18 protein-coding genes are annotated in these 21447 nt (G+C 37.4%); 15 read left to right on the top strand and 3 right to left on the bottom strand.

The features are described 5' to 3' along the window. Positions 1 to 6: 6 nt before the first annotated feature. The 12 genes from BM211_RS22685 to BM211_RS22630 all read left to right on the top strand — a co-directional run bounded on the left by BM211_RS22685 (position 7) and on the right by BM211_RS22630 (position 14673). Complete coding sequence (locus tag BM211_RS22685) at positions 7 to 534, top strand: SMI1/KNR4 family protein (RefSeq protein WP_090999713.1); 528 nt, start codon at positions 7 to 9, stop codon at positions 532 to 534. Positions 535 to 574: 40 nt separating this feature from the next. Next, on the top strand, positions 575 to 1066 hold the full coding sequence (locus BM211_RS22680) for an SMI1/KNR4 family protein (protein ID WP_090999711.1): 492 nt from the start codon (positions 575 to 577) through the stop codon (positions 1064 to 1066). A 95-nt stretch (positions 1067 to 1161) separates the two neighbouring features. After that, positions 1162 to 1815: a hypothetical protein gene (locus BM211_RS22675; protein ID WP_090999709.1), complete on the top strand. Its 654-nt coding sequence runs from the start codon at positions 1162 to 1164 to the stop codon at positions 1813 to 1815. A gap of 416 nt (positions 1816 to 2231) precedes the next feature. After that, positions 2232 to 3011, top strand: coding sequence for a hypothetical protein (locus BM211_RS22670; RefSeq protein ID WP_090999707.1), 780 nt, complete (start codon positions 2232 to 2234; stop codon positions 3009 to 3011). Positions 3012 to 3030: 19 nt separating this feature from the next. Continuing rightward, on the top strand, positions 3031 to 3744 hold the full coding sequence (locus BM211_RS22665; RefSeq protein ID WP_090999705.1) for a pentapeptide repeat-containing protein: 714 nt from the start codon (positions 3031 to 3033) through the stop codon (positions 3742 to 3744). Positions 3745 to 4010: 266 nt separating this feature from the next. After that, complete coding sequence (locus BM211_RS22660) at positions 4011 to 4439, top strand: SMI1/KNR4 family protein (RefSeq protein ID WP_090999704.1); 429 nt, start codon at positions 4011 to 4013, stop codon at positions 4437 to 4439. Between the two features lie 400 nt (positions 4440 to 4839). Beyond that, positions 4840 to 8331, top strand: a complete 3492-nt coding sequence (locus BM211_RS22655) for a DUF4132 domain-containing protein (protein WP_090999702.1) — start codon at positions 4840 to 4842, stop codon at positions 8329 to 8331. A 15-nt stretch (positions 8332 to 8346) separates the two neighbouring features. Continuing rightward, positions 8347 to 9453, top strand: a complete 1107-nt coding sequence (locus BM211_RS22650) for an ATP-binding protein (protein ID WP_090999700.1) — start codon at positions 8347 to 8349, stop codon at positions 9451 to 9453. Further along, positions 9414 to 11720 (top strand): DUF5682 family protein, encoded by a 2307-nt coding sequence (locus tag BM211_RS22645; RefSeq protein ID WP_090999699.1) that lies wholly within the window; start codon positions 9414 to 9416, stop codon positions 11718 to 11720. Before BM211_RS22650 ends, BM211_RS22645 begins: the two co-directional genes overlap by 40 nt. Continuing rightward, entirely contained in the window at positions 11710 to 12816 is a 1107-nt protein-coding gene (locus tag BM211_RS22640; protein ID WP_090999697.1) for a VWA domain-containing protein, read from the top strand. The genes BM211_RS22645 and BM211_RS22640 overlap by 11 nt, the downstream gene beginning before the upstream one ends. After that, positions 12792 to 14423, top strand: coding sequence for an SWIM zinc finger family protein (locus tag BM211_RS22635; protein WP_090999695.1), 1632 nt, complete (start codon positions 12792 to 12794; stop codon positions 14421 to 14423). Before BM211_RS22640 ends, BM211_RS22635 begins: the two co-directional genes overlap by 25 nt. Continuing rightward, positions 14395 to 14673 (top strand): hypothetical protein, encoded by a 279-nt coding sequence (locus tag BM211_RS22630; RefSeq protein WP_090999694.1) that lies wholly within the window; start codon positions 14395 to 14397, stop codon positions 14671 to 14673. The genes BM211_RS22635 and BM211_RS22630 overlap by 29 nt, the downstream gene beginning before the upstream one ends. A 202-nt stretch (positions 14674 to 14875) precedes the next feature. Here the strand turns inward: BM211_RS22630 and BM211_RS22625 are convergent, their stop codons facing one another. Beyond that, positions 14876 to 15502: an FMN-binding negative transcriptional regulator gene (locus BM211_RS22625; protein ID WP_090999692.1), complete on the bottom strand. Its 627-nt coding sequence runs from the start codon at positions 15500 to 15502 to the stop codon at positions 14876 to 14878. Between the two features lie 164 nt (positions 15503 to 15666). Here BM211_RS22625 and BM211_RS22620 point away from each other — a divergent pair, with 164 nt between their 5' ends. The 3 genes from BM211_RS22620 to BM211_RS22605 all read left to right on the top strand — a co-directional run bounded on the left by BM211_RS22620 (position 15667) and on the right by BM211_RS22605 (position 18973). Beyond that, a complete protein-coding gene (locus BM211_RS22620) occupies positions 15667 to 16023 on the top strand; it encodes a hypothetical protein (protein WP_090999690.1) in 357 nt (118 codons plus the stop codon). Between the two features lie 61 nt (positions 16024 to 16084). Beyond that, the gene (locus tag BM211_RS22615) at positions 16085 to 16618 is read left to right on the top strand and encodes a SecY-interacting protein Syd (protein ID WP_090999688.1); all 534 of its coding nucleotides are present in this window, start codon (positions 16085 to 16087) and stop codon (positions 16616 to 16618) included. A 393-nt stretch (positions 16619 to 17011) separates the two neighbouring features. Beyond that, the gene (locus BM211_RS22605; RefSeq protein WP_090999724.1) at positions 17012 to 18973 is read left to right on the top strand and encodes a bifunctional metallophosphatase/5'-nucleotidase; all 1962 of its coding nucleotides are present in this window, start codon (positions 17012 to 17014) and stop codon (positions 18971 to 18973) included. A gap of 406 nt (positions 18974 to 19379) precedes the next feature. Here the strand turns inward: BM211_RS22605 and BM211_RS22600 are convergent, their stop codons facing one another. Both BM211_RS22600 and aiiA read right to left on the bottom strand, forming a co-directional pair. Beyond that, positions 19380 to 19811, bottom strand: a complete 432-nt coding sequence (locus BM211_RS22600) for an NUDIX hydrolase (protein WP_035431940.1) — start codon at positions 19809 to 19811, stop codon at positions 19380 to 19382. Positions 19812 to 20055: 244 nt separating this feature from the next. After that, positions 20056 to 20808, bottom strand: coding sequence for a quorum-quenching N-acyl homoserine lactonase AiiA (gene aiiA, locus BM211_RS22595; RefSeq protein ID WP_090999686.1), 753 nt, complete (start codon positions 20806 to 20808; stop codon positions 20056 to 20058). Positions 20809 to 21447 lie beyond the last annotated feature (639 nt).

Raw genomic sequence — 21447 nt, 5'->3', positions numbered from 1 at the left:
GATAGAATGTATATAAGTAAATTAAAAAATATAATTAAACCCAATAATGACTTATTAGATACATACACTAAAGAAAAATGGGATGAGATTGAATTCATATTAGGAATCAAGCTACCAACAGATTATAAAGAATTTATAAATACATATGGAGTTGGAAGTATAGGTGAATTTTTATGGGTTCTAAATCCATTTATCCAAAATATGAATTTAAATCTAATTGAAAAAGGTAAAGAAATTAGAGAAGCATATATTGTATCAAAGAATGCGTTTCCAGAAGATTTTACGCATAATGTTTTTCCAACTGAGGGTGGATTATTGCCATGTGCAATAACAGATAATGGGGACGAAATTTACTGGTTAACATCTAATATAGGTGATGAATGGCATATAGTTGTATATGAATCAAGGTCAGCAAGCTATTATGAATATAATATGGGCTTAGCTGAGTTTCTATATAAAATTCTAACAAAGGAAGTAGAATGTTTCGCTTTCCCAGATGATTTTCCAGGAGATGAGTATAGGTTCATAGTATAAATCATTTAGGCGGAAATAGATTATGGGGAGGTGGTATTAGATGAAAGATTTAGAATGGAAGTATGCGGATGATCCGATTACTGAAGAAATTGTTGAAAAAATAGGTCAATCAATGGGGATTAAGTTTCCGAAAGATTATATCGAGTGTGTAAAGGTGAATCATGGGGCTAATGTAGTACCATATTGTTTTGATGTTGAAGGAATAGAAAGAGTCTTTGGTTCATTACTTTCGTTTGATGAGGGAAGTAGTGATTACATCGTAACAGATTATGATAACTATCGTGCTACTTTACCTAATGGTGTAATTCCTTTTGGCATTGATCCAGCGGGGAATTTAATATGTTTTGATTATAAAAATTATAACGCAAATCCCATTGTTATCTTTTGGGAGAATGAAGGTGCATGGGAAAAAGAAGAACTGATGGAAAGTGAAGGGATTACAGTAGAAGAAGCAGAGGAAGTAGCAAGAGAAAACGTATTTTATGTGGCAAGTACTTTCACTGAGTTTTTAAAAAAATTTTATGATTCATGATAGTTAAAACAAAAGGTGACAGATACTTATGATCGTTTGCGTTTGTCAAAAATAAATATGTAAGTGTTTCTACAATTGTTAAGGGATGTGTGTGAATGAAAGAGTTTTATCACTCTAAAAAGAAGAAAATACGAGGGTGGAAACGACATAAGAGAAAGATAGAAAGATGGAAGCAAAATGTAATCGACATAGATATGAATTACATTCGTGAGCATCAAAGAGATTATGCAAAGTTGTGGATTCATCCCTTTTATTCTTTAGTCCGTAGAAATCCTCCTAATTGGTATAACCGTTTATTATTAAATGAAATGATAGATGTATATCTAAACTGGTATGAAAAAATGACAATGGAGGATGAAAATTTTTACCTGAAAATTTGGTTATATGAACCAGACTTTATAAGTTCTCAAATTGTCGTTTCTTACAAAGATTGTATAAATACTTACAATGATACCTTTGACAAAAACCTTACTGCAAAGAAATTTCCATTTCATAAATATGAATCATTAAAGGATAAATTAGCTTTGTTTGATTGGGAAGCTCACATTGATACCGAAATGTACTGGGATGAGGAACTAAAAGAAGATATAGTAATAGAGTTTAGAACAAAAGACGAGGTAAATGAAATAATAAATAAGGCCTATAAAACCCAGAAGATTAAGCTCAGTGATGGAGATGACGTTCTTTATAAGGTTAATGTTGGGGAAGTTTGGTTGGGAACACTAAAAAAAGGGAATCTCTCACAATAAAGGTGTTCGCCCTTCTTTTGATTCAATTATCAACATTAAAATGTAACAAAGCCTTTGTTTTAGAAGAAAATGATTTGTTTAACCGATATTTTAAATAAAAGATTCATATAAGCAAGCTGATAGCTAGTTTATGTAAAATTGATCAAAATCCCCAATATAGCAGCTACATTCAGAGGCTTTGAACTAACTAGAGACGGTACAATGATAGCGAATCAAAGAAAGGGCAGCATCATCCAGAGAGAGGTAAGATTATAGATGATGAGATTAAGGGGTAACATTCACTGTGCTTATCTAAATAGTGGTAAAATAACCTATAAATAGGTGTTTAATCTGGATTCACCTAATGAAAATGAATGGATAAAACTGTACAGGGAAATTGTTATGTAAATTAACTTTTAGCATTAAGGAGGATATAAATGAAACCTAATTATTTTTCAATTGCAATGTATCCCACAGTATCTTTTAACGATGAAGAGATACTAGGACGTCTTTTGGATGTGTTTGAGTCAAATGAAAAATTTGCTCCTACTCATTGGGGTAACTGTGAAACGGTACGGGTAGAATATAATCGTGAGGAAATTATTGAAAAAGTGATTTCGGAGCGTAGGGTATCTGAAGTTCACCTCTATCGTGATAAATCTGTTAATTATAGAGGGCGTTTTGAAGTTAACTTGAGCCATGGCTCATTTTTGGAGTTTGAGTTTCAAAAATCTATACCTCAAAAATTGTGGCCGGATTTTTTTGAGCTATCTGACCAAATCGCAGAAATTGCGAAACCTCGTTTTGGAGTAGCTCAAATTTGTTGGCCAGTACCCTATCCGTGGAATACGGAACGTGAATGTTTACTTATGGGGATGAATATATCTTCCCAACCTATACCGGTTCGGTTTCTTCGCAACGGTCCATTAGGGATGGGAGCTAGAACCTACTTTGGTGGCCATATTTTAGAAATGTTTGGTAGAGATTTGTTGCTAAATAGCCCAGGAGTTGCATCAGAACTGAGTTGGGATGGCATTTGCATAGATCTTTTAAAGAATCCATTAGAGGCTGATGGTGACATATTACTTGATAGTTGGTTACATGTAATGAAATATTTGGAACCAGCTCAAGTAATGGCTATACCAAGTTTTGATGATGATCGGATGGGTGTAACCTATTCTCCAAATGTTGCTTGGAAGGATTACCTTGAAAGCTAAATGAAAGGAGAGAGTAATAATGAATGAGAAGAGTAATGATAGAATAAGAGTCATGGAAATATTAAATAGATCTCAATACAATGATGAGGTTATAGATCAGCTAGATATAAGTGATTTGGACCTTGCTTTTTCAGATTTGTCAGAGGTAATGGGAGATCGTATTATGGCAAAACGGGTCATGTTAAGGGCTTCTTCATTAATGAGAGCATCGTTTCATGATTGCGATTTTGAGTTGGCTGATTTCAGAAGTTGTAATTTAGAGGAAATACACATTGCAGATTGTAGGTTTGGCGAAGCGGATTTTTCTAAAGCGAATATGAAATATGCAAAGATAAATATAAGTAGTTGCTTCGAAACTTGTTTTGACGAAGTTGATTTTTCATATGGAGAACTAGTTGGAACAATTTTAAATCATGCAACATTTCGTCGTGCGAATTTATCTGGAATAGATGCTACACAAGCAAATTGTTTTGGAGCAGATTTCAGCAGTGCTACTCTTACAGACGGTAAATTTGAAAAGACAGATTTGGAAAATGCAAATTTATCAGAAGTAGATGCTAGAAATGCAGACTTTACAAATGCAGATTTAACAGGAGCAACTCTTTTGAATGGGAATTTTACGGGAGCGGATTTTACCGGTGCGAAACTTGACAATGTAGTTTGGAAGGGAGCAAATGTAGAAGGCGCTAAGTTTGATGAAAATGTTAAGGAACAAGTATTAAAAATGATATAAGAAATTTACTTTGAATCTTGTGTAAAACTTGATTGATTATACGTAGAGGGCTTATTCTAACTCGAAATTTGAGAGGGAGTAGGTCTTTTTTTATTTTTGAATGATATTTAAAATAAAAGATTTATATGAAATCTGAAGTTAGCGCATCTAAAGCTTTTGGTCTTAAAGGTAGAAAGTATTATAAAAAGATGATACGTTTAGCGAAAAAGAGGATTTTGTAAATTATGAAAAAACTAGAGGGAAAGAAGCTTTAGGAGGGAATGAAAGTGAATGTTTTGCCTGATAAATTAGACCAAGTTCTTGGAGAAGACATTTATAAACGTGAAGATAAGAAAAATGTGAAAGAGGCCTTAATTAGCTTAGGTGTAGAAGTCTCTGATACATTTAGTGAATTTTATGATCGGTATGCTGGCCCTTTTTGGGAAGAGCACGTTCCCTACGAGTTGTTAGATATTGTAGAGGAAGAGAACAATATTCAATCAAATACAATGATTGCTCGAAATGAGCATGGATTCCCTAAAAAGTATCTCGTTTTAAGTGAGATGTCAGCAAATGCCGTACTAGTGCTTGATAGTGTAACTGATAAAGTTTATTCGGTTCATTTTGAAGGGGGAGATGAGCTGCTTTTAAGTGGAGAGTTAAAGGAAACTTGGTCAACATTTTATGTGTTTTTAAAAGAATATTTTAACTGTTAGCTAGGGAATAAGTTAATGTCAAATAGAATGATTTTACTTATGGTGCTAAACAAACACACAAGACTTGTTACAGTGATCCTATAAGTGTTACAACAATTAAACTTTACAAAAAAATATAATGATATATACCGGAACATATAGTTATAAATCGCAAGTATAGAAATCTGATGATGTTATATATTATACACTTTGCAGAAACGTATGTTCGTATTTAGGTTAATATGCTATACTAGTAATGTAAATATATTCCGTATATTGTACAAAACGGTTTATCGCAATTAAGTGTTTTAGAATTATAAATTTCAGATATATGAAAAAATAAGCGTTATCATTTTTATATTATGTAATTAACTATAAGTTGCAGTGATGAGCTTATAAAAGAACTAGGGAGGCAGAGAAGATGGCAGTCAGTACATATCAGTTGTTTCAGCACCTTAATATGACAGGGGCACAAGAGGATTTGGCAATGCGTTACTTGCAGACGAGAGACGAGGAAGTTTTAAAAGATATAGAACGAGCGACCATTCGTGACAAGAAGCGAAATGATTTTGCTCGGCAGTTCATGAATGATTTTGAGAAAACGTATAAGCAAGATCCAGTCTTTTTTAGGTTATTTTATCATTTGCTTGAGGATCAATTATTGAATGTTCTTATTGTTCGTTTTTCAGAAGTGAGCTTTCCCAAAATGAAGGTGTATTTAGAAAAAAGCAGTCTTTCACTTGATCTTCTTGTAGCTGCTGCTTGTAAGCAGTTAACAAAGCTTTCAGGCTCCGTTAACGATGCAGATGTATTTCTTAGAGAGTTAATCAAGGAGAATCCAGCGTACATAGAAGAACGATTACAAGTACTAACAGGGCAGTCAAAACTGCTTTTGCTCCTACTTATGTTTGATACAGACTATGAGAGATTTCATGCCTACCAGCCTTTATTGGAGGAAGAATTACAGGAGCATGCGAAATTTATATTGCATTTTGGCAGAACGCGAGAGCAGATGGAAGAAGTACAAAAGCAGATAGATATAGCACAAGAACAGATAGACGTAGAGCAACAGCAGATAGAAGCAGTTAAAAGATATGTTCAAGGGGAAACCGTCAGCAAGGTTGCTATCGGTTCATCGTTACCGGATTTAACTTGGTGGCTCTTATTTAGTGTGCAGCAGTATTCTGATGTTGCAAGACGGTATATTGACTTGTTGGCGAAATATTCTGTTAAGAATTTTATCTTTTATGCGACGGATCATGCGTGCGGTGTTCTCAAACAGTCCTGGTACTATATGAGAAGAACGGTTCTAAGTAAACCATCGTATGAAACGCTTCGAAGCTTATGCGAACAATTTGGTGTGTCAGAGGAAAGAATCCTTGCCTACCATCTTTCTCATCATAATCTAGAATATGCTGATTTTAAGAAAAGCTATGAATATCAATTACTGTTTCGTATGTTGGAAGAGCAACCAGAATTTATCCAGCGCATATTGCAATATTTGAGTAAGAGTCATTATATTTTCGTGTCAGCACTTTTGGAGGAAAAAGGATACGAATTAAATAAGAATAAAGTGCGCGAAGAGTTTTTGACGGTTGCCTTAGAGTCGAAAGCATCTGAGATACGCAATCTATATCGCGACTATTTAGTTGGTAAAGCGTCGCTTGAAGATATGATGCAAGTGTTCCAAGAGCCGAAATATAAACATAAGCGTTGGAGAATGCCTGTTTTAGAAATGGCGACCCTTTGGGATACAGAGGAAGCTGCGAAGAGGGAAGCAGTGCTTAGTCTTCAGTTTGCAAATAGCTATAGCCGTAGTTTATATGAACTTCTATGGCGATATTCTCTGACGGGACATTCGCCAGAACAAATGTTGAAGGATATTCTTTCTTATGGATTACCTAAGGAGAGGCTCGTTTCCTATTCAGTGGTACAAGCTTTAGGGCACGGTGAGAAGGGGAAAGAAGCGAAGGAAGCACTTATTCGTTTTTTTGTAAAAGAACGGGCATATGTGACAGAAAAGTTTGCTGAATATAGTATAGAGGAACGAATTTTTATTTTGGATGAGCTGGCAAAAGATGATGTTGTTAAAACGCGTCTTCTTCTTATTCAAAGTCTTGGAGATTCCTCTAAAAAAGTACGTACCGCTGTAGTCGAGCTTCTTACGAAGGATGAAGAAGCAGCAGAGGATGTAGCAAAGGAACTAAGTAATAAAAAGAAAACCATACGAGAACAGGCAATGCGCATACTTCTATTCTATAAATCTGAGAAATATACACAACTTGTGGAGCAAGCTTTACAAGAAAAGAAGAATGCTTCCTTGATGGAGGAATTTGCTCATTTACTTAGCGGTGCAGAATTAGACGGAGCACCAGGAAGTGTGGAAGCCCTTTGTATGCGTATATTAACGCCGCAAAAAAGAAACGCACTCGTGCAGTGGCTCGGATTTGAACCACAAATTCGTCTTCGTGATTCCGATGCAATAGCAGATGCAACGCTTCCGCTTGCTTATTTTCAGCAGTATGTATCGGAGTCTGTAATTGAGAAAAAGGAAGCGGCGGAAGCAATAGGTGCCGCTTTGAATGAACAAGATTTGAAAGAAAATATACAAGCGATCTATCAGCTGTGGATTTCTCAAGGGGCGGAGGCGAAAAAGCGCGGTATTCTTTCGATGTACGGCATTCATAGTGATGATGAAATGGCGCTGCTGCTCAAAAAGCAGATTGATGAGTGGGCTGTTGGCATGCGCGGAGCTATTGCTGCTGCAGCTGTTCAGGCGTTGGCGTTGTCTGCGTCACATCTTGCACTTATGACGATTAATACTATGGCATTCAAATATAAACATAAACAGGTGCGTAATGCTGCGAAAGAAGCGTTGAGTCTCGCTGCTAAAACACGCGGTATAACAGAAGAAGAGCTAGAAGATCAGCTTGTTCCGGACCTTGGTTTTAATAAACGCGGTGAAAAGACAATTGATTACGGAAGCAGGACGTTTACTGCTTATTTAACTCCAAACTTGAAAATTGAGCTAAAAACAGAAGAAGGAAAACGAATAAAGTCGCTTCCGAAACCAAATGCAAAAGATCATACGGAAAAGGCAGAAGAGGCTAAGGCGGAGTTATCGTCTATAAAGAAACAGCTTCGTAGCATCATTAGTATGCAAACGCTGCGTCTTGAAATGGCACTTTCTCTTAATCGCTATTGGTCGCAACATACGTGGAAGTCTCTGTTTGTGGAAAATCCAATTATGCAGCAATTTGCTATCTCGCTTATTTGGGGCGAGTATAAAGAAGGAAAATTGTTTGCGATGTTCCGTTATATGGAGGACGGCACGTTCAATACGATTGAAGAAGAAGAGCATGAACTTACGCCAGACACTGTTATCGGTCTGATCCATCCACTAGAATTGTCCGAAGAGGAACGGGAATTATGGAAGGAACAACTAGAAGATTATGAGGTTGTCCAGCCATTCCCGCAAATTTCCCGCGAAGTATTTCGGGTGAAGGAAGATGAGGAAGTAACTGTGGAAAGGTTTGCTGGCATTCAAATAAATGGTCGTTCGCTGTTTGGTAAGTTGACGAAGTACGGCTGGAATCGCGGACCGGTTGAAGATGCTGGTGTGTACCATACTTTCTATAAGGAAGACACTCGCACAGGATTAGGAGCGGAGCTTGCATTTGAAGGTGCCCCTGTTGGATATGAAGAAGAGGACGATGTATGTTTATTTGAAATTCAATTTTATAAAGCAGGCACAGTGAACCGCGGTTCATACTCCTATGACGAAGTTGATGATGCGAGACGCATTGTACCAAAGCAAGTACCTGAACGTTTTTTCAGCGAAATTTTATATGATATAAAACGGACGACAGAATCGAATCTCGGCCGTGATGAAAACTGGCGCAGTAAGCGATAAGAAAGGAAATGACATATGCAGTCTATTAAACCGTTAATGGAAGAGTTATATGAAGTAGAATTGAATGCTTTAGAAGCGAATGATTCGTTTCCAAAACCAGCTAACTGGCGGTTGTCACCACGCGCGGTTCGTACGTTTATTATCGGACAAGAAGAGCCGCTTCTTTGGCAGGGGCAAGAAGTAGAAATTAGTCGTAAATTTTACGGTAATGATGCGCTTGTGGAACGAGCTATTGTCACATTAGCCGGGAATCGCGGACTTATGCTAATCGGAGAGCCGGGAACAGCAAAGACGATGTTAAGTGAGTTGCTTTCTGCTGCGATATGCAGAAATAGTCGTAACACTGTACAAGGAACAGCCGCTACGATGGAAGATACGATTAAGTACTCATGGAACTATGCACTTCTTCTTGCGAAAGGGCCTGTAAGAGAGGCCCTTGTGCCAGGGCCCCTTTTCGTTGGTATGGAACAAGGGATATTAACTAGATTTGAAGAGTTGACGCGCTGCCCGCAGGAAGTACAAGATTCGTTGATCAGCGTTCTGAGCGATAAGGTGCTGAACATTCCGGAGTTTGGAGAGCAAGGAATTCTTGCGGCAAAGCCTGGATTCAATATTATTGCGACTGCCAACACGCGCGATCGCGGCGTGAATGAAATGAGTAGTGCATTGAAGCGTCGTTTTAATTTTGAAACAGTGCATCCAATTAAAGATGTAAAGCTTGAAGCGAAAATTATAGAGTCGCAAGTGACGCGCTTATTAGGAGCTTCTGGCATCGTACCAGAAGTGGACCAGACGGTTGTTCAGCTATTGGCGACTGTTTTCCATGAACTCCGGGAAGGCGTGACAGCTGAAGGAAAACGAATTGATCAGCCTTCTTCTGTTATGAGTACTGCAGAGGCAGTATCGGTATATTATCAAAGTGCAATGGATGCGTATTATTATGGAAGTGGACAGGTGAAGATGGATGCACTTGTTCGATATTTATCTGGAACGATTGCGAAAGAAAACAAGGAAGACTTAGAAAAGCTGCGCAGTTACTTTACAAGCATCGTCAAAGCGCGAAGTCAAGTAGGAGGAGAGGCATGGAAGTCGTTTTTCGAAGCTCGCAATCAGCTGAAGTAAACACATTATTTCAAAGAGCTTACAATGTAAACAACAACGTCGTATACGTGCCTATTCGCCATCATAGTCCTGCATGCTCTTTTCATGTCCAAAAAATAGTTGAATTATATAAACCGGATGCAATTCTTATAGAGGGACCGATTGATTGTAATCCGCTTATTCCGCATATCGTGAGTGCTGAGAGTGAGGCTCCGATTTGTATTTATTGCAGTTATGATGATAAACCGGATGTGCTTGAAAAAGGAGAGAGCGGAAAGTACCGTGCGTACTATCCCTTTCTCGACTATTCACCGGAACTTGTCGCACTTCGGGAAGGAGCTGCGCGTAACATTCCGGTTTCATTTATTGATCTTCCCTATAAGGAATATTTGTATGTAACGAAAAACGAGGAAGAGCAGGGGAAGTATGATGAACAATACTTCCGGCATAGTCAATATGTCCGTATGCTCTCAGAAAGAACGGGTTGCCGAAGCTTTCATGAATTTTGGGAGAAATACTTTGAATTGCAAGGTTTTCATATGACAAGCGAGGAGTTTATCCAGCAGCTCTTTGATTATTGTTATTACACACGCGCGGACTATACGCAGGAGATGTTGATAGAAGACGGCTGTATGGCTAGAGAAATACATATGGCAAAGGAAATTGAAAAAGCGCGTAAAGCATATGATAAGGTGCTCGTAATTACCGGAGGCTTTCATGTGAAGGGACTTCTTGAATTGGAAGGAGAAAAGAAAAAACTGTCTAAAAGTCCGTTGTCTACTACATATTCAAAAACGTATCTTATGCCGTATTCCTTTTTGGAAAGTGACCAAACGCGCGGTTATGAGAGCGGTATGCCTGCACCTGCTTTTTATCAACACGTTTGGGAGAATAGGGATGAAGCAGCAGCAGAGCAATTTATGATACGGATTGCCCGGCAATTAAAAACAGACGGGATATCAATAGCAGATGAGATTGAGGCTGCGCGAATGATCCGTGAACTTGCACTGCTTCGGGGCAAGATGCGGCCTGGATTGTATGAGCTGATGGATGCGGTGCGCAGTGCATTTGTTAAGGGAGAGATATCCTCGGCAGATAAACCTTTGACGCTGCTTCAGAAGAGTCTGCAAGGGACGAAGCGAGGGAAATTGTCAAAATCCGCGGATGTACCGCCGCTTGTGCATGATTTTCGGGCCTCTGTTCGTTCATTCCGTCTTCCAGCTCGCTCTACTGTACCGCATGAAACGATTCTTGATATATATAAGAAAGAACGGCATCAGCATTTAAGTCAATTCTTTCATTGCCTTGCCTTTTTAGAGATTCCGTTTTGCGAGAAGCTGCGCGGTCCAAACCTTGCTAGAAAACAGAACATCAATCTTATGCGAGAAACTTGGAAATATCGTTTTTCAGCGCAGGTGGAAAGTGCTCTTATTGATTTATCTGTGTATGGTGGAACGGTAAGGGAAGCCGCTCAGGAAGTGCTGCGAGCAAAGCTGTATAAGGCAAAAGGGCGTGCTGGAGAGGTAGCTCTTTTATTGATGGAAGCCTACTTAAGCGGGCTATTTTCTGATTTTGCCATGTACATCCCGTTAATGGATGAGGCGATACAAGAGGATGGAGACTTCGTGTCTATAGCAGATTGCGCTTACTATTTATCGCAAATAGAGAAAACGAATCACCAGGCGGAAAGTGCCCGAAGCAAAGCACTTTCGCTATTCTCTGTTTTAGATGGCGGCGAGCCGGTAATCATTGCGGAAAAGCTTATCGATTTGTATACATTGCAGCCTGCAGATCAGCAGTTTATTGAAGCGTTAGAGTTTTATTTGCAAAAAGAAAAACGGGAAAGTCAAGTAGAAGGGGCAGTATTTGGACTGTTAACTTCCTTAACGAAGAGGACGGTTGATGATGTCATTCGAGTGGCAGAAGGATACTTTTATGGGAGCGGCGATATGCAAAAGCAAGCACCTCTATTTTTGAATGGTTTGTTTGCTGGTGCAAAAGATATTTTCCTATATAACGAGTCGCTGCTTGGCGGGATGTCTCATGTCCTGCAAGAACTTGATGAGGAGACATTTTTGCAAGTGCTGCCGCATTTACGCCTCTTGTTCAGTCAATTCACTCCGCTTGAAGTCGATACGATCGCCAGACAGATTGCTCGGTTATATGACACAACGGAAGAAGCGGTAAAAGAAGAAGTGGTTTCGGAAGCTGTGTTGATGTATGCGATGCAGTTAGATCGGAAGGCACGGGAGATTTTGATAAGACGGGGGCTAGAAGATGGAGAATAAGATTTCTTTGAATCGATGGCGTCTTGTTCTTGGAAAATATGCGGATGATCAAATCTCATTTCAGGAAGAAAGCCCTGTGTACAGGGAGATGGACGAGGCGCTGGAGTTTTTGTATGAACGGGAGCGCGGGGAAGAACGCGGCGGGTCGCTGGATCCTTCGCAGCTAACAGTGCCCACTTGGGTTTCTAAAGTGCGTGAGTTGTTTCCGAAAGAAACAATTGAAATTATGGAAAAACATGCGCTGGAAAAGTATGAATTAACTGCTTTGCTGCAGGATAAGCAAACGCTTGAAAAAATGGAACCGAATATGAATTTGTTAAAATGCATCTTACAATTTAAGGATCATGTAAATCCGGATGTATTGGATACCGCTAAGCGTATTGTGGCAAAAGTAGCTGAGGAGCTGCGCCTGAATTTAGAGCAGGAAGTGAAGCTCGCTTTAAGTGGTAGACCGGATCGAAACCGTGCAAGTCGTGTACGCACGATGCGCAACTTTGATTTTAAGAAAACGATTCGAAAGAACATGAAGCATTTTGACAAGGAAACGAACACCATTCATATTGAAAAACCGTACTTCTATGCGGCAACGAAGCACGTTAACCCATGGCGTGTGATTCTTGCAGTAGACGAGAGCGGAAGCATGCTTGATTCGGTTATTCATAGTGCAGTTATGGCTGGCATTTTTGCAAGTTTACCGACGATTAAGACAGATTTGTTCATCTTCGATACATCCGTTGTCGATTTAACAGATCGTATTGACGATCCAGTCGAAACGCTTATGAGCGTACAGCTTGGGGGCGGAACATATATTGCCCAGGCGCTGCGCTATGCAACGAATAAAATAGAAATGCCGCATAAAACAATTGTCGTACTTGTAACGGATTTATATGAAGGCGGCAGTTACGCTGAAATGTACCGAGAAGCGATAAAGATTGTGGAATCAGGAGCAAAGCTTATCGTGCTTACTTCTCTTGATCCGACTGCACAGCCTTTTTATGATAAACAGGCAGCGAAAAAAATGGCAGCGCTCGGTGCTCATGTAGCAGCGCTAACACCAGGGAGGTTGGCACAGTGGATCGCAGCAATCATTTCTTAAATGTTCTTTCCTCTATTGATGAAACATATTTGATCGCAATGTCCAACAAAGGAACATATAAGAGGGCGATCAAAGATTTGGCTGCTGTATCAAATGTCAAAATGGACGTAGAAGAAAATGCAGCGCACATACAATTTGATGACGAAATTACTGTAACGTTTACAGGAGATATCCGTAGTTACTCCTGTACTTGTGATGCCCGCTCCATTTGCAAGCATGTCATTATGGCTCTGCTCGAAGCTAAGAAGATGTACGAAGGAGAAGCGGAAACGAAGGTTGATTTTTCCCCTCTTTTGAATGTGAACGTACGCAGCGTTGTTTCCGAAAAGATATGGGCTGAAATGATGTTCCGTGAAACATTTCAGCCGAAGTTCGTTTTCGAAGAAGAGGCAGCTTTAATTGCATCCTTTCCAGAAGAGAATATAATTGTTCGCTTTCTAACAGCTGAATCGGTAGCTGATGCGATCTGTACGTGTAAAGCAGATGGGATATGCCGTCATAAGGCAGAAGCGGTATATTGGTATCAAAAAGAAAAAGGGATCTTGCATGAAACAAAACAGATGAATCCTCTTATCGTTGCTCCGGAAAAGCTATCTATTTTCAAAGAGATGATTGAACAAGTTGTTCATTTTGGATTAACGAGGCTTACTGAAAACACAATTAATGAAATAGAACAACTTTCTGTAAAAGCTCGTTCTTTGAAACTAGCAAAGTTAGAGAACTTATTTCGTAAGCTAGCAACGGACATTGGACTATATCGGATGAAGCATGCGTCTTTTCAAATGGCATCCTATCGGCAAACGCTGTCTGCGATTTATGAACACATTATGTTGTTAGAAAAGCAGCGCTTGCAAGAGAGTCCGTATCGCTCGGAATATTATGAAGTACCGCCGCTTACTTTGTCTGCTTTCGGTGCATCCGGCTGGCAAACGAAGTCCGGTTATGTTGGTGTAACGTATTATTTCTATAACGAGGAGCAGGAAAAGTGGATGACATACACGCAGTCGCGTCCGATGTTTTATGAAGGAAGCAGCGCAACTCCTGAAGTACTTCATGAAAAGCAAGCTCCATGGGGAATTGCGGGGAAAGGATACGAACTGTCTCGTTCATCTTTCCGATTGAAGCAGGCAAAACTTAACGCCGATTTTCAATTGTCATCTAGCTCACAAACAGTAGGAGAAGCGGAAGGAAAAACAAATGTAGCAGAGTGGCAATCACTCTTTCTGACCTCATGGGAAGAATTGCTAGAAAAAGTAAAGCAAATAGAGACAAATAAGCGAGGCGTATTTTGTATAGAATTTGCTGAAACAGGAGAATGGCTGCTTCAGGAAAAGGAACAAAAATGGATCATTCCTCTCATCGATAAGGCCGGTAAAACATTGCAAATGCAAATGATGAAACGACCAGAAAACGAACGGATGATTAGACTTGTAAACATGTATATGGGCCCGTTGAACGTAAAGCGAATGCTTGTCCATTCCTATCAGGAAGGTGCAAAGCTCGTTGTCACACCTGTCATCTTATATACAGAATCAGGAGAGATTTTAAATATAACACTCAATGAAGGAGAAGCATTCTATGATAGAGTTAGTGCGCATAATCGATGAATTGGAACAATTTCTAGATGAGATGCTAATCTCGGGAGCAGGTACTGTACCTCTTTCTTTTTTTCATGATATGAAACGAGAATGCGAACAGTATGGTCTCACTTATGCTACCGCGCAGCTGCTTATCATAGAGGAAGAGCGAAACAAAGCACGCTTCCTTCATAAAGAAGAAACAAGCAAGCTCACAGAAGCGTTTTGTAAGTTGCAGGAATATATTCAAGTTGTGAAGGTTGAAATGTTGCATTTATAGATAGGGTAGCAGATACTACTAATATCATAAAGATGAAACCATATCTATTGCTTACTTTGATAGCTGTTTCATTAATAAACATATTATTAGTATGAATAAGCAAAGTGAAAATTCCTGTATTGTCCTGGCAATTCGTACAATACAGGAATTTTCGCTTTTTGTATGTTTTTCTTTTTGCCATCCCCGTGATTTGGTTCTGAACTTAATTTTCATTCATTGGTCTCATTTTTTCCATCCAGTTCGCCACTTCTATTGCAGAGACATCTTTTTCATTCTCAAGATTATTAATAATTGATTTGTAGTCATCATTATTTCGGTTTTGACTTAACTTAAAGGAAGCTTCAATTTTCTCGATTTTTACTTTGAAGCCTACAATCCCTTTCATCTCTTGTTTTAAAAACTTTGGATCTAAAGTATCCCATAATACGCCATTATTTCTACCTTGCTCATATTTCTTTAGCATTTTTGCTAACATAAGCGCTAATTCTTCGCCTTCTACAAGTTGAGCTGTACCATATACATGGACTGATACATAATTCCATGTGGGTACATTTTCTTGCGCATACCAGGAAGAAGACACATAAGCATGTGGCCCTAGAAATGTAACTAATACTTGAGGATTTTCTATTAACAATTTCCAATGAGGATTGGCATAAGCGAAATGCCCCGATAAATAAGTATGTCCCTGTTCAGTATATACATCTAGCGGAAGGTGTGTTGCAATTGGAAAGTCTTTCGTACTAGATAGTAATGTTCCAAATGAATGGTTTTTGATAAATTCTAAAATAAGCTCTGAATCTTGCACTTCAAAATATTTAGGTGTATACATAAAAAACCCTCCTTAAAGTGTGAAAATTTATAATGATTCATAAAATATAACATAGGTTATTCGGAAAATATTGTATATTATTTACTAGTGTTCTTTTTCGCAATGAAATCAGTGATGTGTTGAAACGATAGGAGTAAGAATTTTAGCAGAAAGGAGAAAAATAGATGAATCAAATTGCAATTAAAATAAGCCATAATGATACGCTTCATACATATATAGTTCCTTTGAGAAAGTATACTGGTTTGGGAATTACAGACATAAAAAATAAAATTGAAAACGAAGAGTGTTTTGCCAAAACGGATGCGAACGATATTGACGATATGCAGAATTTGAAAGGGTTAGTTGATAATTTGTTGAAGTTAGGCACAAAAGTAAAAATATTTGAAAGTGATGAATGTGGAGAGGGGAGTTTTGATTATCAAGAAATTTCTCACCAAGAATTTATGAATCATATGAACCGATTAAAAGAAATTATGGAAGAATTACAGGATTACGATGATGCTTTGGCTGACGAAGTTTAATTTGAAACTAGAATAGGATGAAAAATACCAGATCACATTTCTTGAAATGAGGGGAACTATTATGAAAGATGAGATGGGAAAATATTTTGACCAACTTATAGAAGCGTGGAGTGGATTTAATAACTCATTTCCTAAAGTGCCATGGAATGATGCGATTATACCAACTATATATGAAGGTGAAGTTGATCAAAACGAATATATATGTTGGAAACCTGTTGAAAAAAATGTTATTCATGATTTTAGAGATATAGAGCAAGTATTAGGAATCATTTTTCATGAATCTATAAAAGATTATTTTAATACTTACTGGTTCGCAGAATTAGCGGGCTTTTACAAGTCATATAATATAATACTTGAACCAGTGTTACCAGGAATTGAATTAAATAATTTTGTTGTTCAATTAATAGGTTATAAAGAGGTTCACGAAGATAAGTTAGATAACATACCGCTAGGCGTAGAAGGCGGAAGTAGTTTCTTGGTAGTAATTGATAATAATACGGGCATTGTAAAATTAGAAGATTTTGAAACTGGAAAGTATGAAGTTATATCAGATAGTATTGAACGACTTATATCTGATATTCAGTTAAAAAACTAGAATTATTTTAGCAACTCACTAAGTAGCATGGATTAAACTAATAATAATCTAGAAGAAGTATTTTGGTTTTTGAAAAATTTTCAGGGCGAACTTACCCATAATATTTCCGATAAGATTGTTATTATTCATGATATAAAAAAAGCAGAGCATTTCGCTTATGATGAGATAGTTGGTAATGATGAGTAAAGTTTGGGGTAGTTATTATGCAATGTCAGGCTGATCATGAATTTTGTTTTTCCATACTGATCACACACCTTTATAGAGTAATAGTATCAGTATGTCTAACATTTATAGATTACTTGCAATTGGCTTGAAGTTTTCCAAATAATAAGTTACATTTTTAACGTTCAAGACACTATATGACAGTACAAAAAGGGGAGAAACATTGTTATGATGTCAAAAATGAGATGGAAGAGCCGTGTATGTTATTTTGTTATTTTTATACTGCTTGGAGCAGCAATAACAATCAAACCAGTGATCTCTAAAGCAGAGGAATCTGATGTTAATATTACATTATTAGGTACTGCAGATATTCACGGTAGATTTATGCCTTGGGATTATGCACTTGATGGTGCTAATATGAGTGGAAGTTTAACGCAGCTTTATACGGTTATAAAGAAGGTACGCCAAGAAAATCCAAATACCGTATTATTAGATGCTGGAGATACAATTCAAGGGAACTCAGTAGAGTTATTCAATGATAAGCCACAGTCTCCGATGATGGTAGCAATGAACGAAATGGGATATGATGCTTGGGCATTTGGAAATCATGAATTCAATTTTGGATTAGATACATTGAAAAAAGTTAGTGGGCAATATAAAGGAAAGACGTTAGCAGGGAATATTTACAAGGAGAATGGAGAGCGTTTTCTTCCTGCATATACGATCGTTGAAAAAGGTGGCATCAAAGTTGGGGTTATTGGCATGGATACACCAATGATTAGTGATTTTGAAAAAGGGACAGATCATTTGGCTGGTTTAGTGGTGAAAAATCCAGTAGAAGAGACAAAAAAGGCAATTAAAGAATTAGAAGGTAAAGTAGATGTAATGGTAGGGGTTATGCATATGGGACTAGAAAATGAGAATGGCATCCCTGGTACCGGGGTTCAAGATATTGCAAATGCCTGTCCAGAACTAAGCGCTATTTTTGCAGCTCATATGCATAAACTTGTTAAAAAAGAAGTTGTAAATGGTGTGATTATTACAGAACCAGATAAATATGGCACGCATATTTCACGTATTGATCTTACTTTTACAAAGCAAGATGGAAAGCTGGTTTTAAAAGATAAAACAGCTACCGCTTTACCTGTAAAAAATGCTGATGGAACAACGGTATTATCCGATCCTGCACTTGAAGAAACATTAACACCTTTTCACGAGTATGCGAGGGGAGATGCGAATGTTGTAGTCGCTCAATTAAAGGGGAGAAATCTTGTTCCTAAAAATGAAATAAATGGTATTCCAAGCGTGCAAATTCAAGAGACACCTTTATCAGATTTTTTTCATGAAGTCATGCTCTATTACAGCAAAGCAGATGTAGTAGCCCATCAAATTGATAACGATTATGCTCGTTTAGATGTAGGCCCTATTAAGAAGAAAGATATTGCGTATAATTACCAATATGCTTTGGGCGAAATTACAGTATATAAGATAACTGGAAAAGATTTAAAAGATTATATGGAATGGGCGGCGGGATATTTTAACACATCTCGTGCCGGAGATGTAACAGTTAGCTTTGATAAAACACGCCGTGCGTCTAAATACAGTACGAACGACTTCTTTGGAGGCGTGAAATACGAAATTGACTTAACAAAACCATATGGAAGTCGAATTACAAATTTGCGATCTATTCGTACAAATAAACCAATCAAAATGAGCGATGTTATGACTCTGGGAATGAATGCATATAGAATGGAGGCTCTTCAAGCAAAAGGAGGGGCTTTAGAGGGACGCAAGTTTGAACAGATTTGGTCATCTAAACAAGAGAATGCATTTGGCGAAACAGGTGGAACCATTCGTAATCTTGCTATTACATATTTAAAAGAAGTAAAGAATGGTGTATACACGCCAAAAGTTATGCATAATTGGAAAATTACCGGTGTAGACACACATTCTTCAGAGCATAAGGCTGTAGTGAATCTCGTAAATAAAGGAATTTTAGAAATTCCAAAAACAGAAGATGGAAAATATACAAATATAGCATCTATCAATACGAAAGATTCAATTACAAAAGAAGAGATTGTAGCACTCTCTCAAAAAGCTCATATGAATCCAAATCAGTTTAAACATGTAAAAACAAAAGGTGAATTTTACAAAAAACTTAATAGGGTTATTAAAAATATAGGGGAAATCTAATACTTAGATTGTTTTAGGGAAGAAGTAAGAATTGACTGGTTCGGTATTCAAAAGTACGGTTATATATAAGGTAAGTCAAATAAAATCTTGTTTGTATGAATGTTTTGATATGCATTCTAATAGGGATGTTACAGTTGTAAGTTTTGGCGAATGGATATATTTACCTAGATGCAGGGTATGCTATTTATCTATCCTGAAGGTGAAATACGAATTGGTCATGTGAAAAATATGATTAAATAGAACGAGACTTTGGTGATGTACAAATACCCCCAAAACGCGAAAATTGCCATCTTTATGTGAAAATGTACAATTTTTTTGTTTTGGGGTGTTATAAAGTTCTTAAGTTTATGGGCATGTGGTCACGTCACATGCCTATTAAGTTCAGATTATAATGGAAGATCGTTTCTTAAAATTCTATATAAAAAGGTTGTTTGTTTTCATCCAAACTGTATTCAATTCTTTGTCTGAAATTCATAAAAGTTACCATTTCTAAAGCTTGCTCAATAGGATAGAACCCTACTTCCAAACTTTCTGGTGTAGTCGTTAATTTGCCTCCAACTGGTTTAGCTAAGAACAACGTATTACATATTGAATGGTTCACATTTTGGAATACTCCACAAAATTTTAAAACCTCAATATCAATACCTGTTTCCTCTTTAGTTTCCCTTATTGCAGCATCTTTCAAAGATTCTCCTTCTTCAACTTGTCCACCTGGCATTTCCCAACCTCTTCTAGGTCCCTTGATCAATAGAATTTCTTTTTGTTCATTGATTACAATAGTCGCTGCTGAAACTATATGTTTTGGCGGTGAATAAATATTTTGTGTGATTTGTTCCAATTGACTTCCTCCATTTCTATAAATTTAGTATGTTTATCTTTATACAACAACCTTGCTCTTTTCTGGAATAAATTACTATTTCAAAGTGAACAATCCAATCCCCTTCCTTATTCCAAAATATGGTCCAATTGCAGAACAAAAAAATCCTGCATCAATACAGGACTTTTGATCAATCTTTTTTATAAACGGTCAGACTTTATTATAAATTTACAGCTAACGAGCCCATGACTTTTTATATGCAATATCACAAATAATCTGGGAACACTTTACAGACCTTTTCTTGCTCCATATCATGTCCAAAGAAAAGAATCGGATTTGCTTTCCTAACAACATCTTTTAAACGTTTTATTGAAGATAAAGCTAAATCCGGATCAAATCCAGCAAACGGTACTTCATCTTCAAAGTTTTCTTTCGTATATGATGCATCAATAGTTAGTAACACGGGACCTGATTTTTCCGTCTCAATTAATAATGACTGATGCCCTGGCGAATGTCCCGGTGTATATATTAATTGAACACCTGGCACTACTTCATAATCGCCTTCAATGATTTTATAGTTTAAATTCGGCAATATACATTCTTTCAAATATTCTTCTCTGTGAAGTGCTGCCTCATATTCAGCACGCTGTACAATAATTGGTGTATTTGTAAAAACGCCATTTCCTCCTGCATGATCAAAATGCAAGTGAGAACTAATGATATAAAGAAGATCTTCTGGCTCATATCCGGCACGCTTTAAAATATTTACGATCCTATCGTTCTCATTCATTTTAGGTAAAATTTGTCCTTCAACAAATGTACCTTTAAAAAGATTCTCATTATTAAGCGCACTTTCTGGCATACCTGTATCTACTAAAATAGGTCCTTCTTCTGTCTCCAAAAGATAACACCAAACAGGTAAGTTTAACAGTTTACCTGGTGTAAGTGTACTATTAACTGAAGAATGATCCAACATACAACGACCTGCTGGGATGAAATAAAGTTTCTTTACTGTCATTATGTATCCACCTTTACAAATAATTTAGGATAAAACAATACAATATTTCGCTTATTAGAAATAAACTCCTTCTCACCTTTCATTATTTCAACTATAATTTTTTTCAATTGTTCACAACTTTTCATTACAAATTCAGTGATACTGGAAAGCCTATGCAGGAATTCAGTCCGCCTTTAGGCATAGAATAAAAGTGTCACTTTTCCGTAGAAAAGTAAACGCAAAATATACAACAAAGGTTGATTTTAGAGTTACTTTTCCACATTGGTATATTTTGTCTTGTTTTCTTTTTTCGAGGGATGGGCAAAAATACCTTTTTTACAGTTATTTATGAGAATTTAGCTCGTTTTTTTCGTTTTAGAGAACACTCAATTTCTTAAGTTGATGGCCATGGGGTCACGTCACACATCCATCAACTTAAGGTATATGTTTATACAAAGGCTAATCTTTCCATGTAGTTTTTTATTATCTTTTATAGATATCCTAAAAGTAGGCATATCAAATAAACCCTGACGGGTTACAATTTTTTCACTATAATTATGCTACCTGATGAATGGAAGTGGTATACTCATAAACAACACCCAAAATATCAAAGACCGTTTTTTTCTCATATCTGTGGGATTTTCGTCCGTTTCGCTGTAG

The organism is Bacillus sp. 491mf (genome assembly GCF_900112415.1).
Lineage (GTDB): Bacteria > Bacillota > Bacilli > Bacillales > Bacillaceae_G > Bacillus_A.
This window is presented reverse-complemented; position numbering and strand designations above follow the sequence as displayed.

What these genes read in the sequence shown, in the direction of transcription:
- BM211_RS22685 (WP_090999713.1), top strand. Translation starts at nt 7, where the DNA reads ATGTATATAAGTAAATTAAAAAATATAATTAAACCCAATAATGACTTA.
- BM211_RS22680 (WP_090999711.1), top strand. Translation starts at nt 575, where the DNA reads ATGAAAGATTTAGAATGGAAGTATGCGGATGATCCGATTACTGAAGAA.
- BM211_RS22675 (WP_090999709.1), top strand. Translation starts at nt 1,162, where the DNA reads ATGAAAGAGTTTTATCACTCTAAAAAGAAGAAAATACGAGGGTGGAAA.
- BM211_RS22670 (WP_090999707.1), top strand. Translation starts at nt 2,232, where the DNA reads ATGAAACCTAATTATTTTTCAATTGCAATGTATCCCACAGTATCTTTT.
- BM211_RS22665 (WP_090999705.1), top strand. Translation starts at nt 3,031, where the DNA reads ATGAATGAGAAGAGTAATGATAGAATAAGAGTCATGGAAATATTAAAT.
- BM211_RS22655 (WP_090999702.1), top strand. Translation starts at nt 4,840, where the DNA reads ATGGCAGTCAGTACATATCAGTTGTTTCAGCACCTTAATATGACAGGG.
- BM211_RS22650 (WP_090999700.1), top strand. Translation starts at nt 8,347, where the DNA reads ATGCAGTCTATTAAACCGTTAATGGAAGAGTTATATGAAGTAGAATTG.
- BM211_RS22645 (WP_090999699.1), top strand. Translation starts at nt 9,414, where the DNA reads ATGGAAGTCGTTTTTCGAAGCTCGCAATCAGCTGAAGTAAACACATTA.
- BM211_RS22640 (WP_090999697.1), top strand. Translation starts at nt 11,710, where the DNA reads ATGGAGAATAAGATTTCTTTGAATCGATGGCGTCTTGTTCTTGGAAAA.
- BM211_RS22630 (WP_090999694.1), top strand. Translation starts at nt 14,395, where the DNA reads ATGATAGAGTTAGTGCGCATAATCGATGAATTGGAACAATTTCTAGAT.
- BM211_RS22625 (WP_090999692.1), bottom strand. Translation starts at nt 15,502, where the DNA reads ATGTATACACCTAAATATTTTGAAGTGCAAGATTCAGAGCTTATTTTA.
- BM211_RS22620 (WP_090999690.1), top strand. Translation starts at nt 15,667, where the DNA reads ATGAATCAAATTGCAATTAAAATAAGCCATAATGATACGCTTCATACA.
- BM211_RS22615 (WP_090999688.1), top strand. Translation starts at nt 16,085, where the DNA reads ATGAAAGATGAGATGGGAAAATATTTTGACCAACTTATAGAAGCGTGG.
- BM211_RS22605 (WP_090999724.1), top strand. Translation starts at nt 17,012, where the DNA reads ATGTCAAAAATGAGATGGAAGAGCCGTGTATGTTATTTTGTTATTTTT.
- aiiA (WP_090999686.1), bottom strand. Translation starts at nt 20,808, where the DNA reads ATGACAGTAAAGAAACTTTATTTCATCCCAGCAGGTCGTTGTATGTTG.